The organism is Mycobacterium sp. E2989 (assembly GCF_001667595.1).
In the GTDB taxonomy this organism is placed as follows: domain Bacteria; phylum Actinomycetota; class Actinomycetes; order Mycobacteriales; family Mycobacteriaceae; genus Mycobacterium.
In genome coordinates, this window is the sequence record NZ_LZJX01000124.1 from 1 (window position 1) to 15,515 (window position 15,515).

At 69.6% G+C, this 15,515-nt stretch carries 18 protein-coding genes; 3 read left to right on the plus strand and 15 right to left on the minus strand.

Going from position 1 to position 15,515, the window contains the following annotated elements:
• Together A5680_RS22485 and A5680_RS22490 are read right to left on the minus strand one after the other, a co-directional pair.
• The coding region (locus tag A5680_RS22485; protein ID WP_156675206.1) for a hypothetical protein at positions 1–651 on the minus strand (651 nt) is incomplete at its 3' end.
• Positions 652–766: 115 nt separating this feature from the next.
• A complete protein-coding gene (locus tag A5680_RS22490; RefSeq protein ID WP_055399787.1) occupies positions 767–1,384 on the minus strand; it encodes a carbonic anhydrase in 618 nt (205 codons plus the stop codon).
• Between A5680_RS22490 and A5680_RS22495 the strand changes: the two genes are divergently transcribed.
• Positions 1,383–2,294, plus strand: coding sequence for an A/G-specific adenine glycosylase (locus A5680_RS22495; RefSeq protein ID WP_067823360.1), 912 nt, complete (start codon positions 1,383–1,385; stop codon positions 2,292–2,294). The two genes, A5680_RS22490 and A5680_RS22495, sit on opposite strands and share 2 nt — an antisense overlap.
• A gap of 10 nt (positions 2,295–2,304) precedes the next feature.
• Here A5680_RS22495 and A5680_RS22500 read toward each other — a convergent pair whose 3' ends face one another.
• The 8 genes from A5680_RS22500 to A5680_RS22535 form a co-directional block, all read right to left on the minus strand.
• Positions 2,305–3,783: an NADH-quinone oxidoreductase subunit C gene (locus A5680_RS22500; RefSeq protein ID WP_055399791.1), complete on the minus strand. Its 1,479-nt coding sequence runs from the start codon at positions 3,781–3,783 to the stop codon at positions 2,305–2,307.
• Positions 3,780–5,246 carry a proton-conducting transporter membrane subunit gene (locus A5680_RS22505; RefSeq protein ID WP_067823363.1) on the minus strand — a complete coding sequence of 489 codons (1,467 nt, stop codon included), beginning with the start codon at positions 5,244–5,246 and terminating at the stop codon, positions 3,780–3,782. Before A5680_RS22505 ends, A5680_RS22500 begins: the two co-directional genes overlap by 4 nt.
• Entirely contained in the window at positions 5,246–5,908 is a 663-nt protein-coding gene (locus A5680_RS22510) for a hypothetical protein (protein ID WP_067823367.1), read from the minus strand. The genes A5680_RS22505 and A5680_RS22510 overlap by 1 nt, the downstream gene beginning before the upstream one ends.
• The gene (locus A5680_RS22515; protein ID WP_067823391.1) at positions 5,905–6,855 is read right to left on the minus strand and encodes a respiratory chain complex I subunit 1 family protein; all 951 of its coding nucleotides are present in this window, start codon (positions 6,853–6,855) and stop codon (positions 5,905–5,907) included. Before A5680_RS22515 ends, A5680_RS22510 begins: the two co-directional genes overlap by 4 nt.
• A 5-nt stretch (positions 6,856–6,860) precedes the next feature.
• Positions 6,861–8,768, minus strand: a complete 1,908-nt coding sequence (locus A5680_RS22520) for a proton-conducting transporter membrane subunit (protein ID WP_231977681.1) — start codon at positions 8,766–8,768, stop codon at positions 6,861–6,863.
• Positions 8,769–8,833: 65 nt separating this feature from the next.
• On the minus strand, positions 8,834–9,313 hold the full coding sequence (locus A5680_RS22525; RefSeq protein WP_067823388.1) for an NADH-quinone oxidoreductase subunit B family protein: 480 nt from the start codon (positions 9,311–9,313) through the stop codon (positions 8,834–8,836).
• Between the two features lie 4 nt (positions 9,314–9,317).
• Positions 9,318–9,656 (minus strand): helix-turn-helix transcriptional regulator, encoded by a 339-nt coding sequence (locus A5680_RS22530; RefSeq protein WP_156349422.1) that lies wholly within the window; start codon positions 9,654–9,656, stop codon positions 9,318–9,320.
• Between the two features lie 94 nt (positions 9,657–9,750).
• The gene (locus tag A5680_RS22535) at positions 9,751–10,521 is read right to left on the minus strand and encodes an alpha/beta fold hydrolase (protein WP_067823373.1); all 771 of its coding nucleotides are present in this window, start codon (positions 10,519–10,521) and stop codon (positions 9,751–9,753) included.
• A gap of 63 nt (positions 10,522–10,584) precedes the next feature.
• On the opposite strand from A5680_RS22535, the gene mhuD reads away from it, so the two are divergent.
• Both mhuD and A5680_RS22545 read left to right on the plus strand, forming a co-directional pair.
• Positions 10,585–10,905: a mycobilin-forming heme oxygenase MhuD gene (gene mhuD / locus A5680_RS22540; protein WP_055399804.1), complete on the plus strand. Its 321-nt coding sequence runs from the start codon at positions 10,585–10,587 to the stop codon at positions 10,903–10,905.
• Complete coding sequence (locus A5680_RS22545; protein ID WP_067823375.1) at positions 10,880–12,244, plus strand: serine hydrolase; 1,365 nt, start codon at positions 10,880–10,882, stop codon at positions 12,242–12,244. Before mhuD ends, A5680_RS22545 begins: the two co-directional genes overlap by 26 nt.
• A 9-nt stretch (positions 12,245–12,253) precedes the next feature.
• On the opposite strand, the gene A5680_RS22550 is transcribed toward A5680_RS22545, so the two are convergent.
• The 5 genes from A5680_RS22550 to A5680_RS22570 all read right to left on the minus strand — a co-directional run bounded on the left by A5680_RS22550 (position 12,254) and on the right by A5680_RS22570 (position 15,466).
• Complete coding sequence (locus tag A5680_RS22550) at positions 12,254–13,237, minus strand: alpha/beta fold hydrolase (RefSeq protein WP_082970463.1); 984 nt, start codon at positions 13,235–13,237, stop codon at positions 12,254–12,256.
• A 189-nt stretch (positions 13,238–13,426) separates the two neighbouring features.
• Positions 13,427–13,957 carry a histidine phosphatase family protein gene (locus A5680_RS22555; protein WP_067823378.1) on the minus strand — a complete coding sequence of 177 codons (531 nt, stop codon included), beginning with the start codon at positions 13,955–13,957 and terminating at the stop codon, positions 13,427–13,429.
• Complete coding sequence (locus tag A5680_RS22560; protein ID WP_067823381.1) at positions 13,954–14,730, minus strand: CbtA family protein; 777 nt, start codon at positions 14,728–14,730, stop codon at positions 13,954–13,956. Before A5680_RS22560 ends, A5680_RS22555 begins: the two co-directional genes overlap by 4 nt.
• Positions 14,731–14,734: 4 nt before the next feature.
• Positions 14,735–14,947, minus strand: coding sequence for a CbtB-domain containing protein (locus tag A5680_RS22565; RefSeq protein ID WP_055399812.1), 213 nt, complete (start codon positions 14,945–14,947; stop codon positions 14,735–14,737).
• 138 nt (positions 14,948–15,085) lie between these two features.
• Positions 15,086–15,466, minus strand: coding sequence for a YbjQ family protein (locus A5680_RS22570; RefSeq protein WP_055399813.1), 381 nt, complete (start codon positions 15,464–15,466; stop codon positions 15,086–15,088).
• Positions 15,467–15,515: the final 49 nt, after the last annotated feature.

The following is a 15,515-nucleotide window of genomic DNA, read 5'->3' on the forward strand; positions in this document are numbered from 1 at the left end:
GGTGCCCGGCCCGATCGCCGGCCGCGGCAGCGGGCAGTGCGGCGCCGACCCCATCCCCGTCCACGTCACCGCGGTCGTCACCTGCTCACCCGGGGTGAAGGTCTTGATCAGCGTCTCGTTGGACGGCGCGCAGTCCAGGTTCGACCACAGCCGCTTGTTGTCCAGCGAGTACACGTAGGCGGCCAGCACCGCGGCCCCCACGTCCCGCTTGCACGACACAAGGCCGATGTTGGTGACGACCATGGTGAACTTCGGCTGATCCCCGATGAAGTACTGCGGCGCATTGGTCAGGCCCTTGACGGCCAGCGTCGCATCGGGGCAGTCGTCGCCCTCCTTGAGCACCGGTGGCGGCTGCACCGCGGCGGTCGGGGTGGGCATCTCGGGGTTCTGCCCCTGTTGCGGCGCCACCGCGGTGGGCTGCTCGCCGGGCGCGGCCGGCGGCGGCGCCTGCGGCGCGGGCGAACCGGGCTTGCCCTGAGCGGAATTGGACTTGTCGGCACTGGCGGGCTTGGCGCCCCCGGTGTGCCCCATGAAGGCGATGACCGCGGCGACCGCGATCCCGACGACGACGACCGCGACGCCCACGGCCAGGCCACGGCGCCGCCAATAGATCTCGGTGGGTAGCGGGCCACGCGGTTCCAGATCCAGCACGTTTGCAGCGTAGGTCCAGGTCACGCCGAGTTGCCTGACCCGCCCCGGCGTGTCGCGGGGTTTGCTGGCTGACCGCCGTGTTAGTGCCGGCCGCTATTCGGCCCCTATTCGCCCGCTATTCGCCAATGTCACCGACGTGATCGACCAGCGCCGCCCGCCCGTCCGCGAGGTGATAGGTCGCGCCCGCCAGCGCCAAGGTGCCCGCGGACACCCGCTCGGCGATGGTGGACGAACGCGACATGAGCTGGGCGATCGTTTCGCGCACGTGCCGTTCCTCGAACTCGTCGACGCGGCTGAGGCCGTCGCGGCGGCCCATCAGGATCGACGGCGCGACCCGCTCGACCACGTCGCGCACGAAGCCACCCGGGATCGCGCCGTCGTTGATGGCGGCGAGGGCGGCCTTGACGGCACCGCAACTGTCATGGCCCAGGACGACGATCAGCGGCACGTCGAGGACCGCCACCGCGAACTCGATGGAGCCCAGCACCGCCGAGTCGATGGCCTGCCCGGCGGTGCGCACCACGAACATGTCGCCCAGACCCTGGTCGAAAATGAGCTCGGCCGCCACCCGGCTGTCGGCGCAGCCGAACACGACCGCGGTGGGCTTTTGACCGCCGGCCAGGCTGGCCCTATGTTCCACACTCTGGCTGGGATGCTGGGGCTTCCCGGCGACGAATCGCTCGTTACCCTCTTTGAGTGCTTTCCACGCGGTTACCGGACTGGTGTTAGGCATGGCTGACATCATGCCGCATCCGCCGGTTAACGGGCGGCCAAATATTTCGGCCGATGAGTTACTCGAGTGGTACGAACGGTCCCGCCGCGACCTGCCCTGGCGCGAACCCGACGTCAGCGCCTGGCAGATCCTGGTCAGCGAGTTCATGCTGCAGCAGACGCCGGTCTCGCGGGTGTTGCCGATCTGGTCGGACTGGGTGCGGCGCTGGCCCACCCCGTCGGCGACCGCGGCCGCCAGCGCCGCCGATGTGCTGCGCGCGTGGGGCAAGCTCGGTTATCCCCGACGGGCCAAGCGCCTGCACGAATGCGCGACCGTCATCGCGCGCGACCACGACGACGTGGTGCCCGACGACGTCGACACCCTGCTGACGCTGCCCGGCGTCGGCAGCTACACCGCGCGCGCTATCGCCTGTTTCGCCTACCGGCAACCGGTTCCGGTGGTCGACACCAACGTGCGCCGGGTGGTGGCGCGCGCCGTGCGGGGGCTGGCGGACGGCGGTTCGGCGTCGGCGGTGCGGGACATGGCCGAGGTCTCCGCGCTGCTGCCGAAAAATGGCACCGCCCCGACGTTTTCGGTTGCCCTGATGGAGCTCGGTGCCACGGTGTGCACGGCGCGATCCCCGCGCTGCGGGTTGTGTCCGCTCACCCGGTGCGCGTGGCGGGACACCGGCTACGCCCCCGCGCAGGGTCCGGCGCGGCGGGTGCAGACCTACGCCGGAACCGATCGGCAGGTGCGCGGACGCCTGCTGGATGTGTTGCGCGGCAGCGATTCCCCGGTCACCCGGGCGGCGCTGGACGCGGCGTGGCTGACCGATACCGCCCAGCGCGACCGCGCCCTGTACTCGCTGCTGGCCGACGGCCTGGTCGCGCAGACGGCCGACGGCCGGTTCGCCCTTGCGGGCGAAGAGTAGTCGCTGGCGATCAAAGGTCGTTGCCGGCATAGGACTGGTTGAAGCTCTTGTTGGCCAGTGGAAAGTCGGGAACGATGGTGTCGGCCATCGCGACGGGCAGTGCCGGCCAGTTGAACCACGACGGGTCGACGATCTTCGCGCGAGTGATCCGATTGGCGGCGTCGATTTCGACGCGGTGGACGATGGTGCCGCGCCAACCCTCGACGATGCCGATGCCACTGCAGGGCCGAGGATGCGCCGGCACAGACAACGTGTATTCGGTTGGGCCGCGGTGTGATTCGATCAGGTGGCCGGCGAGCTCGGTGGAAGCCGCGAATTCGTCGCGGCGCGCGGTGTAGCGGGCCAGCACGTCGCCCGCGGTGGCGTCGATCTCGGTGACCGGCAGTGCGGCGGTGGGGTGTTCGAGTCGGGCGTCCGTGCGTATGCCGCTCGCGCGCGCGACATAGCCCAGGCACCCGAGCGCGTGAGCGTCTTCTCGATGCAGGACCGCGGTCCCTGCGAACCGGTCATACACCACGGTGTTGTGCAGGGTCAGTTCGGCGACCTCGGCGATGTCGGTGGCGATGCGTCGCAGCGCGTCGGCATCCGGGAGCGCCCGCAGCGCGACCCCGCCCGGCCGCACCGCGCCGCGCAGCAGCCGATGACCGGTGATCGCGTCGTTGAGCCGCAATAGTTGTTCGCGGATGCGTTGCGCGTGCGCGTGCGCGAGTCCGAATCCGACGTCGTTGGCCAGCGCGCCCAGATCGGCGGCGTGGTTGTAGAGCCGTTCCAGTTCGAGCAGCAACGCCCGCAGTCGGTGCACCTCGCCGGAAATCTCCATCCCGAGCGCGTCTTCGATGGCGAGGCAGTGGGCCAGCGCGTGCCCGACGGAGGTGTCACCGCTCACCCGCTCGGCCAAGTCGACCGCGCCGTCGGCCGGCCGACCCTCGAAAAGCTTTTCCATCCCGCGATGGACGAACCACAGCCTGGCCTTCAGGCGGATCACGGTTTCACCGGCGACGGAGAAGCGGAAGTGGCCGGGCTCGATCAACCCCGCGTGCACGGGGCCAACGGGGATCTCGTACACCCCGGGCCCCTCGACCGTGACGAACGGGAAGTGGCCGGTGCCATCAAGTTTGGGTGGGGGTGGCGCCGTGCGACGCATCGGATACCAGTCCTCGGGCCAGTGCGCATGCCGCACCAGGCGACGAGGTTTGGGATGGCCCAGGCACCGGATGCCGTACAGGTCCGCCATTTCGCGCTCGAAGCGGCTGGCCGTGAACGACAGGCCGGCCAGCGATAGCACCGTCGGATCGTCTTTCGGCACTGAGCATTCGAGCTCGACGCGGCGATCCGGCCAACCGGCAAGGAACAGATAGACGATCCGGTAGGCGGCGGAGTCGTCGTGGGCGGCCACCAGGGCCAGTCGAAATCCCTTGCCCAGCAGGTTTTCCGCCGCCTCCGCCAGCCGGTCCTGCGATAGCCGGTGGCGTTGCCATTCGGGCCTCATCGCGGTCCCCCGACGGCGCTCGCCGCAGCGGTGAACAGCTCGGTGAGCGGGCCGGCCGTCACGCCGAGCGCGAGCGATGCGGCGATGCCGACGACCAGGGCGGCCGACACCGTTCGCGGCACGGCGATTTGAGGTGCGCCGGCCGGGCCGCCCAGCAAGATGCGGCCTGCGTTGCGCGCCAGCGCGGCGAAGGCGATCGCAACCAGCAGCATGCCCGCGGCGAGCACCCAAATCAGCCGGGCATCGGCGAGTGACCGGACGATCGCCAGTTCGCTGGCGAACATCGCGAACGGCGGAAGGCCGAGGAGAACGATCACACCGACGGCGATCGACACGCCGATGAGCCGGGAGCGCCGCAACACGGCGGCGATGTCGGCGATCGCGGTCGAGTCGTGCGCCGCCTGCAGCGGACCGCTCGCCAGGAACAGGACCGTCTTGCCGATCCCGTGAGCCAGGACGTGCAGCAGCAGCGCGGTGATGGCCAGCGAGGTCCCGACCGCGGCGGCGATCGCGATCAAACCCATGTTCTCCATCGAGGAGTACGCGAGCATGCGCTTGAGATCCGGTGTCACGGTGAGCATCAGGGCCGCGACCACCAATGTCGCGAGCCCGATGACCAGCAGGCCCGAGCGCATGAAAGCGGGGCCGGTGGCGGCGCCGATGATCGGCTTGAGCCGAATCAGCACCGAGAGGGCCACGGAGAGCAGTACGCCGCTCATCAGCGCGGAAACCGGTGCCGGCGCCTGGCTGTGGGCGTCGGCAAGCCAGGTGTGGAACGGAAACAACCCGGCCTTGGCGCCGTAGCCGATGAGCAGCAGGCCGCCCGCCAGCCGGGCGATGCCGGGGTCGAGCGCGCCGGCGTGTGCGGCCAGGACGTCGAGGTTCAGCGCGGCGGAGGCCGGGGCGCCGGCATGCTCGGCGGCGTAGTAGAGCAGCACGGTGCCGAGGAAGGCGACGGCGATCCCGACCGAGCAGATCACGACATACTTCCAGGTCGCTTCGAGCGCCCTGCGGGTACGGCGGTGCCCGACCAGGAAGGCGGTGATGACCGTGGTCGCCTCGATCGCGATCCAGACGACGCCGATGTTGTTGGCGCACACCGCGACAACCATCGCCGCCAGGAAGCCGGCCGTGAGGGCCCCGTACACCCGTGCGCCGCGCGTGTCGGTGTGGCCGCGTGCGAGTTCGGCGTCGAGGTAGCCGATGCTGGCCCAAGTGGCCAGCGTGGCAACGATTCCGATGACGATCAGCATGGTGACGCTGAGCGCATCGAGTCTCAATAACCCGCTCAAGGCGAGCCGGGCGCCGGTTCCGACACGGACCGCAAGCGCCACACCACAGCCGAGTACCGTCACCGCCGCGAGCACGATCAGTGTCGCGGTCGCGCGGCGCCATCCGGCGATCAGGACGGCGACCGCGGCACCTATCGGGGTGAGGATCGCGGCGAGCAGTAAGGCGGTCATCAGTCGTGCAGCTCCTGTAATGCGTCCAAGTCGGCACCGCCGAAAGCCTGGGCCAACCTGCCGGTCAGGACGCCGATCACGATGACGGCGAACAACACGTCCAGCGAGGCGCCGAGTTCCACGATCAGCGGCACGCCCGCGGTGAGCAGAAACGCGGTGGCGGCAATCCCGTTGTCCAGCATGAGAAATCCCGCCGCCTGCGATACCGCGTGCCGCCGCGTGACCATGACGAGCAGCGCGATCAGCACGACCGCGGTCGCGGTGGGCACCGCGGAAGTGGTCGCGGCGGGCTGCAGACTCACCAGCGGCCCGGTGGCGGCGAACGCGGCGAGCGTCAGCGCGGCCGTGATGAGCAGTGACGTTGCGGTGTTGATCACCGGGGTGGCCTCCCGGCGCGACCGCGACCCGGCGCCGCCCGCGCGGGCCAGCAGCCGCGGCAGCACCGCAACCCGCAAGGCCAGCACGGCGACTCCGACTCCGATCAACGCACCGTCACCGTCGTACGCCCCGCGCAGCAGCGGGATGGCCGCCAACGCAACCCCCTGCCATGCCAGCAACCGGATGATGGCGGTGAGGTCGCGCCGCCACACGATCAGCACGGCGGCCAACAGCAGCCCGCCGGCGGCGAGGTCGACCAGTACCGAAAACGTGCTGTACGTCATGTCGCCACCACAAAGAAGTTGGCCGCGACGACCGCGAGCAACGCCAACAAAAACGATCCGGCCAGCAACTCGGGCACTCGGAACAGGCGCAGCTTGGCGACGAACACCTCGACGGTGGCCAGCGACACCGCGAGCACCGCGACCTTGGCCGCCACCGCTGCGAGTCCGATCACGATGCCGACGCCACCGGGCCGCTCCCCCGCAATACCCCACGGCGCGAACAGGTTTGCCAGCAGCGCCAGGAGCACGGTGAGCCGCATCCCGGCCGCCCACTCGACCAGGGCCAGCTTCGGGCCGGCGTATTCGAGAACCATCGCCTCGTGAACCATCGTCAGCTCGAGATGGGTGGCCGGGTTGTCCACCGGCAGTCGCCCGGTCTCGGCGACGATCACGATCACCAGCGCCGCGAACGCCAGCACCGCGGCCAGCGAAACCACCTGCCCGGGGTGGGTGACCGTATGCGCCACCAGCGCACCGAGATTGGCCGAGCCCACCGGCATGGACAGGGCGAAGACCGCCAGCAGGATGGTGGGTTCGACGAGTGCGGCGATGGTGATCTCGCGGCTGGCGCCCATGCCGCCGAACGAGGTGCCGGTGTCGATGCCGGCCAGGGCCAGGGCGACGGTGCCCACGAACAGCAGGCCGACCACGGCGAACAGGTCGGCGCTGGCGTCCAGTGGCGATCCGGTTGCGACCAGCGGCGCGATCGCGGCGATCAGCAATGTCGATCCCGCGATCACCGCGGGTGCGGCCGCGAACACCACCGTCGTCCCGATCGGGGTGATCTGTTGCTTGCCAAGCTGTTTGACGATGTCGCGCCAAGGCTGCAGGATTCCGGCGCCGGCGCGGCCCTCCCAACGGGCGCGCACCTGCCGGGTCAGGCCGACCACCAGCGGCGCTCCGGCCATCACGCCGGCGACCTGGACCGCGGCCGCGACGTAGGACAAGCCGTTCATCGTGCCACCACCAGCACGACGAGCACTCCGAGCGCGCCGTAGGCCAGGTACAGGTGCACGCTGCCGGTGTGGGCGCGCCGCACGATATCCGCCGCGGCGGCGACCGCCCGGATCACCGGGGTGTAGCAGCGTTCCTCGATGGCGTCGGTGATGCTGCTGCGGTAGGTGATCTTTTCGGCCAGATACCGCGATTCGGCGGTGTGCGTGACTTCGATGTCGGTGTCGGGACGCAGGACGTCGTCGAACACCCGTTGCAGCGGCTCGGCGAATGACGTTGCGGTGTACTGCATTCGCGCGGTGAGCTCCTCCGCGCCACAAGCCCACAGCGGCAAGGCGGCGGGCGCAGGGCGTCGGCTTCGGCGCCAGAGTGTCAGCATCGCCGCGATCACCGTGGCCGTCACGACGCCGATGGCGATCACGCCGGGGGCGATCGACCCCGGCAGGCCGGGCAGCCGCACGACGGCCCCGAGGCTGGTGAATCCGATCGCCCGCGCGGCCGGTAGTGCGGCGACCGCCTGGCGCAGCGCGGGTGCCACAACCGCGGGCGCGACCGCCAACATCAGGCAGGCCGCTGCCGCGATTGCCATGGCGACCACCATGGTGCCGGGCGCCTCCCGGGCGTCGGCGGCCCGCTTTGAACGAGGCCGCGCCAAAAACCCGATCCCGAACGCCTTGACCATTGCCGCCACGCCCAGACCCGCGGTGAGCGCGACGGCACCCACCGCCAGCGGCGTGGTCAACGCCAAGACGGCCGAATGTCCTCGGGCCGTGTGGATCAGCGACTGCACCAGCAGCCACTCGCTGACGAATCCCGCGCCGAGAGGCAGCCCGGACGCCCCGAGCGCGGCGACCGCGAACAGCGTCGTCGTCGCCGGCATCCGGCGGGCCAGGCCGCCCAGCCGGTCGAGATCGCGCAGCCCGGTCGCGGCCAACACCGATCCCGCGGCGAGGAAGCCTAGGCATTTGAATGCCGCGTGCGCGACGAGGTGCAGCATGGCGGCGGCGGCGGCGATCGTGGCCGGGCCACTCGCGCCCGTGGCCGCGAAGAGGGTGGCGGCCCCAAGGGCCAGCGCGATCAGCCCGAGGTTCTCGGTCGTCGAATAGGCAAGCAGCCGTTTGAGATCCGTGGCCACCGAGGCCTGCACCACGCCATAGAGCGCCGACACCCCGCCGACGACCATCAGGGTCAGCCCCCACCAGCGTGGTCCCGGCCCGAGCAGCTGCAAATCGAAGCGGCAAATGCCATAGACCCCGAGGTTGATCATCGCCGCGCTCATCAGCGCCGACACCGGGCTAGGCGCCTCCGGATGGGCTCGCGGCAACCACGCGTGCAACGGCACCAAGCCGGGCTTGGAGCCGAATCCCGCCAGCGTCAACAGAAACACCGCGGTGCCCGCGCCTTGCGGTATGCGGTGCAAGTCGGTGAACCGGTCGGCGCCGCCGGCCGCCGACAACACCATCAGGCCGACCAGGATCGCTACGAAGCCCAACTGGGTCATCACCGCGTACACCAACGCGGCGGAGCGAACCTGCGGGCGGGTGTGGTGCGCCAGCACCAGAACCAGCGACGCGACCGCCATCAACTCCCACGCCAGCAGGAAGGTGGTGACTGACGCCGCCGCGGGCACCAGCAACATCGCCCCGACGAACGCGGGCAACACCGCGAGCGTGACCGGTCCCAGGCGCTCGCGCCGGGCATAGCCGATCGTGTAGAGCCCGACCACGACCGCGACCGCCCCCGTGAGCGCCATGAAGAACCCGCCCAGCGGATCGAGGCCCAACTGGACGCCCGCCAGCGGCAGCAACCAACCGATGCGCACGGCGCGCGCCGAACCGAACATCCCCGCGGCGCCCGCCCAGACCCCACAAACGCCCAGCAGCGAGGTCAGCAGGCCCGCCCAGATGGGGCCGGATCCGTTGCCGCCCAAGATTTTTGGTTCGGGCACCGCTCGGGTCGCCAGCGCCGCGGTCACTTGCCGGTCACCGAACGCAGCGCCGCGACGATCTGGCCCGGTGTCGGCGGGCACCCCGGGATCTCCACGTCCACACCCACCATCTCGCCGACGGCGCCGGCCACCCCGTAGCCGTCGCCGAAGACCCCGCGGTTGACGGCGCAGTCGCCACAGGCGATCACCCGACGCGGCCGCGGCGTGGCCTCGAGCGTGGCGCGCAACGGGCCGGCCATGTTGTGCGTGACGACGCCGGTCACCAGGAGCGCATCCGCATGTCGCGGGGAGGCCACCAGGCGGGAACCGAACCGCTCGGCGTCATAGACCGGCCCGAACGCGCCCGCGATCTCCACCTCGCACCCATTGCACGATCCCGCGTCAACGTGCCGGATCTGAAGTGAGCCACGTACCCCGGCGGGCGGCTCGGTCACCGGTTCCGGCGCGGGTGGCGCGGGTTCGGCGATCCGGCCGACGCGCAGGGCCTTGCTGATCCAGCCCACGGCGCTACCCCGCACCGCCGGCGCGCAGGCCTTCCAGCATCGCCACGCGATCGCTGAGCACCCCGGTGAGAACCTTGCGCGCCACCATCAGCAGTTCGGCGATATCCGGGGAGGCGATCGAGTAGATCATCGTGTTGCCGTCCCGCAACGCGTCCACGACACCGGCTCGGCGCAGGACACCGAGCTGCTGCGAAAGGTTCGACGCCTCGAGCCCCACCTCGGGCAACAACTCGGCGACCGACTTCTCGCCCGTCACGAGCAACTCCAGAATCCTGATCCGTGCGGGGTGCCCCAGCGTCTTGAAGAACTCCGCCTTGAGCTGGTACAGCGGCTCCGCCACGATAGGTCTCCTGAAGGCTACAAAGTTTCTATGCTTTAGCAATTGAAGAATTTATCATATGTTTCACCGGGCTTCAGCCGGGCCGGTCCGACCCGGTTCAGTCGGCGGCGGGCAGCGTCGCCAAGAATGACTCGACCGCCCGGCGGTACACCGCAGGCGCGTCGTCGTGAATCAAATGACCGGCGTCCGGCACGTGCAAATAGGTTGTGGCGGAGTTGATTTCGGCCATTTGTCGCATCTGCCCCGGCGGGGTCACGGAGTTGCCGGCCTCGATGAGCAACGCGGGCACGCGCACCGCCCGCCACTGCTCCCAGTAGTCACGGGTGCCCCATTCGGCGGCGATCTCGATCCAGCGCGCGGTGTCACCGTGCAGGCGCCAACCGGTAGGGGTGCGGTCGAACGCCTCCAGAAAATACTGCCCCGCGACGGGCCCGAACTCGTCGAATACCCGCTGCGCGGAATCGAATTCGACCGGAAGCGCGTGCAGCCACGGCTCCCATGGGCCGGTGGTGCGGCCGCGGAAGTCCGGGGCCATGTCCTCGACCACCAGCGCCGAAACCAGCTCCGGACGATGGGCGGCCAGACACCACGCGTGCAGGCCGCCCATCGAGTGTCCGATCAGCGCGGCCGGCGTTCGCAGCGTTTCCACCGCCTCGGCGAGGTCGGCGACGAACCGCTCGGTGCTGATCGGGTGCGGGTCGTCGACCCCGCGGCCCCGATGCCACAACGCGTCGTAGGTGTACACCCTGCCCAGCGCGGCCAGCCAGGGCAGCTGCCGCGACCAGGTGCTGCCCCGCCCCATCAGGCCGTGCACCAGCACCAACGGCTCGCCTTGCCCCCCGCGGCAAGTCAGCAGATCACCGGGCATGTCACCATCCTGCGTGCCCCGCCCTGCAGTCGGACAGGACGGGCGAAGGGGTAGCCTAGCGGCATGTCGCCAGTGGTGAAGATCAACGCAATCGAAGTACCCGCCGACGCCGGGCCGGAGCTGGAAAAGCGGTTCGCGCACCGGGCGCACGCGGTCGACAACCAGCCGGGCTTCCTCGGGTTTCAGCTGCTGCGCCCGATCAAGGGCGAGGACCGCTACTTCGTCGTGACGCAGTGGGAATCCGAAGAGGCGTTTCAGGCGTGGGCGCAGGGGCCCGCCATCGCGGCGCACGCCGGCGAGCGGGCCAACCCGGTGGCGACCGGGGCCACGCTGTTGGAATTCGAGGTTGTGATGGACGTTGCCGGCAACAAGCAGGCTGGCTAGCGGGTTCTCGGCCCGACGCCGCGTGGTGGCGTTGAGCGCCGCCACCGCACTGGTAGTCACGTTCGCGCCCGGTTGCACCTCGTCCCCGTCACCGCAGGCGAACGCCGCGAATCCGGGCCGGCAGATCGACGTCCGGACGCCGCCGGGCATCCGGGCGCAGCAGACGCTGGACATGCTGAACTCGGACTGGCCCATCGGCCCGGTCGGCGTCGGCACGCTGGCCGCGCCCGACATGGTCAAGCCGGTGGAGAACACCATGGAGGCGCTGTGGTGGGACCGCCCGTTCACCCTCGACGGCGTCGATCTGGGCGCCAACGTGGCCACGTTGCACCTGACGTCGTCCTACGGTGCGCGACAAGACATCCGGATCCACACCGACGACGGCGGGTGGGTGGATCGGTTCGAGCTGGAGACCCAGGCGCCGAAGATCAACTCGTGGCGCGACATCGATGCGGTGTTGAGCAAGACGGGCGCCCGCTATTCCTATCAGGTGGCCAGGGTCGACGACGGGCGTTGCAACCCGGTTGCGGGCACCAACACCGGTGAATCCCTGCCGCTGGCATCGATTTTCAAGCTCTACGTACTGCACGCCCTGGCGGGCGCCATCAGGGATGGGACGGTCTCCTGGGACGATCAGCTGACCGTCACCGACAAGAGCCGCGCGGTGGGCTCGTCCGGTCTGGCGCTGCCCGCCGGAGCCCAGGTCTCGGTCCGGACGGCCGCCGAGAAGATGATCGCGACCAGTGACAACATGGCGACCGACCTGCTGATCGGAAAGCTCGGCACCCACGCCATCGAGCAGGCGCTCGCCACGGCGGGCCACCACGACCCGGCCAGCATGACGCCGTTCCCCACGATGTACGAGCTGTTCTCGATCGGCTGGGGCAAGCCGGACCTGCGCACCCAATGGCAGCACGGGTCACCGCAAACGCGCGCCCAGCTGTTGGCGCAGGCGAATTCGACTCCGTACGAGCCGGATCCGACTCGCGCCCACACCCCGGCGTCGTCCTATGGCGCGGAGTGGTACGGCAACGCCGAGGACATCTGCCGCATTCACACGGCGCTGCAGGCCGACGCCGTCGGCAAGGCCGCACCGGTCAAGCAGATCCTGTCCGCGGTGTCGGGTATCGCGCTGGACCGCAACGTCTGGCCGTACATCGGCGCGAAAGCCGGTGGCCTGCCGGGTGATCTGACCTTCAGCTGGTACGCCGTCGACAAGACGCAGCAGCCGTACCTGGTCAGCTTCCAGCTCAACTGGCCCCGCGATCACGGGCCTAACGTGACCGGTTGGATGCTGCAGATCGCCAAGCAGGCATTCGCGTTGATCGCACCGCGCTGATCGTCACCGCTAGCCAGCTTGGGATACGGGCGACAACGATCCCACGACAGCGACGAGTGCGTCTGCACCTTCCCAATTCAGCAGATGGCCGGCGTCCGGCACCGTGACGAGCCGTGCGCCGGGTATCCCGGCGGCGAGCCGTCGCGAATGAATCGGCGGGGTGCTGCGATCGGCTGAACCGACCATGACGACCGTCGGAATCGAAATCTCCCCCAGCCGGGGGTAACGGTCCTCACGCCCGAACGCACGCAGGATCGGCGTGAGGGGCCCATGCTCGCGCATGTGTCTGTCGAAGAACTCGATGAACACCGAAATCATTGCCGGAGAAGGGTTTTTGCCGCACTGGGCCGCGCCGAAAAGCGCACCGCCGACCCGCGTTCGCACCAGCCAGCCCATGAGCCCCGACTCCATCAGCGGGATCTGCAGCCTGTTCTGCGGCGCGCCGTCGTGAATCCGACCCGCCCAGGTCGCGAACAACACCAACCCCCGCAGACGGCCTGCGACGTCCTCGTGGTCGAGCACCGCGCGGACCGCGATGAAGCCGCCCATGGAGTGGGCCACCAGCACGCCGTCCTCGATGCCGAAGTACCGCAGGACCGCCGCGTAGTCTTCGGCCATGGGCGCGGACCCAACGCCCGCCGAACCGAGCGTCGAGCTACCGTGTCCCCGTTGATCGAACGCGATGAGGCGGTAGCCCCGAGCCGCCAACTGATCCCAGACGATGTTCCACTCACCAAGCGTGCCGCCGTAGCCGTGCGCGAAAACGACCGCGGGACCCTCGCCGGCGGTGATGGCGCGCAGCACGGTCCCGTCGGCACGGCCGATGAAGTGTTGCTCGCCGTGCTGTTCGGTAGCGAGGCGCTCACGAGGATAGGGATCGGGATTGTTCTCGATTCCCGCGACGACCGACAGGGCGGCATAGCGGGCGGCTAGGGCGAGTACCCCGAACAGCGTTGCGACGCCGGCCGGCTTCGTCAGGGCGCGTGGGATCATAGGGCCCTCTCCTCGCTTACAACCCGGAGACTGTCCCCGGAACTATACGGAGGTGGTCGCTTTCAGCGCCCTATTCGGCCACGGGCAGAGCGGGTTAGTTGTTCGTCGGCCACAGAGTCGGGCGATGCGGTCGAGGACATGGGCCCATCATCGCAGGGGGGTACGACAAGTTTCGAAAGCCCGATCCGCTCACAGCCGCAGCGTCCAGCGGCCGTCGCGCAGGTGCATGACGGTATGACTGACGGGCGCAACGTCGATGCGCCAGAACGATTTCGGCGGGGCCGCCAAGGCGAGCAGGATCGCCGCCCGGATGACCGCGGGATGCGTCACCGCCACGGTCGGCTGGCTCACCGACTTCAGCCATCCCGCCACCCGTTCGATCAGATCGACGATCGACTCACCGCCGTGCGGCGCCCCGTCGGGATCCGTCAGCCACGCCTCGAGGTCCCGCGGGTCGATCGCCTCCCACGCTTGCCCGCACCATGCCCCGCAATCGATGTCGGCCAGCCGGGGCTCGACGCCGGCGGCCAACCCCAGCAGCTCTGCGGTTTCGCATGCGCGCCGCTCGGGCGCGGCGAGGTGCTTCTTGGGTTTGAGGCCAGCCTTTTTCACCTGCCCACGTCCGACGTCGCTGAGCGGTTCGTCGAGCGGAAATCGACCGGCAGCCATGGCGTCGGTCATCGCGTGCGACACCATCGTCAGCCGCACGACACCGGTCACGCGTTGATGCTCGGCGCGCGCTCCCCGAGAACCCGGCCGGCGAGCGCCCCGAACAGCACGCCGATGCTCGCCCACAGCACCACCTGCGTCGCCAGCGACACCAGCCTGAATTCGTAGAGGACGTCGGCGGGGAAGCCCGGATAGACGATCGCGCCCGACGCGTCGCGCAGCGGGCCGGGTGTCTCGTCCACGCCCGGCAGCGCCACCATCACCACCGCAACCGCCGCGACATAGGCGCCGGCGGCGAGCAGCCGCCCGTTCCACGCCCCGAACCGAGCGGTCAGTGACCGCGCCAGCCAGACCGCGGCGATGGCGAGGGCCACCGACGCCAGCACCATCACCAGATACCAGGCGGTGCGCGCCCCGATCGTGTCCGCCTGGCCCACCGCCGGCGGGTTCGGCGGATACTTCACGAACGGCACCAGGTACACGGCGACGAACGCGGCCGCCGCAAGCAGCAGCGAAAGCGCCCGCGCCCCAACGGTTGTCACGCGCGCCGCAACCACACAGAACAGCACGGCGAACAGCGCGCCCATCGCCACACCGAAGATCAGCACCCCGAAGCCCAGGCCGGCGTTGGACTGCACCCCGCGGCTGAACAACTCGGCGCCGTGCTCGTGCACGCCGTGAGCGTTCTCGGCGTCGGTTCGGCCGTCCTCGAAAGCGATCGCGCGACCGATCGCCGGCTCGGCGCACAGGCGGGCGAAGGCGAACGCCAACACCGCCCCGAACGCACCGGCCAGCAGGCCGCGTCCGATCAGACGCTTCTCCACGCGATCAGTGGCAGGGGAAGCCGAGCAGGTGCCGCGCGTCGTGCACGAACTCGTGCACGTGCGAGTCGGCGCCGAACAGCGACACCGCGCCCTGATCCACGCCGACGAAGTACAGCGCCAACAGGGCGAGGAAGGCGGTTGCCGCCAACCAGACCGCGGCGCTGGCCGCCGACAGGTCAACTTGGGCACGGGCGCCGGGCAGCTGAGGATTGGACACATCGACTCCTTCCGGGGATAACCGCGTCCCCGCTGGTGATGACGGGCGATGGGTCTGACTATCTACAGTGGCGCGACCGTTCTGGACTTTCACCAGATTCCGTTGCCCGTCAGGACGAACGTCAGTCTAAACCGCCGCTCACTGCTGTGGGGGCGGGGAGCCGTAACCCAGTTGGCCGGCCGTGTATTTGGCGGCCTCGGTGACCGGGGTGGCCTGAACCGCCGTGCCGTAGGCGCAGATCTCGGTCCACACGTCACCGATTTCGGTGGTGTCGAATCGCATGGCGACGATCGCGTTGCCGCCGCGATTGCGCGCCTCGACGATCAGCCGGCCCATCGCCTCGTTGCGGCTCTCGGCCAGGTTCTTGGTCATGCCGGCCAGCTCGCCGCCGAACATGGCCTTGAAGCCGGCGCCCATCTGGGAGAACGCGTTGCGCGAGCGGACGGTCAGCCCGAACACTTCGCCGCAGACGCGCTGGATCTCCCACCCGGGGAGGTCGTTGGTGGTGACGATCAGCACGGCGGGCCTCCTGGTCACAGCGAAAACGGGCGGTTAGTCTCACGGGACT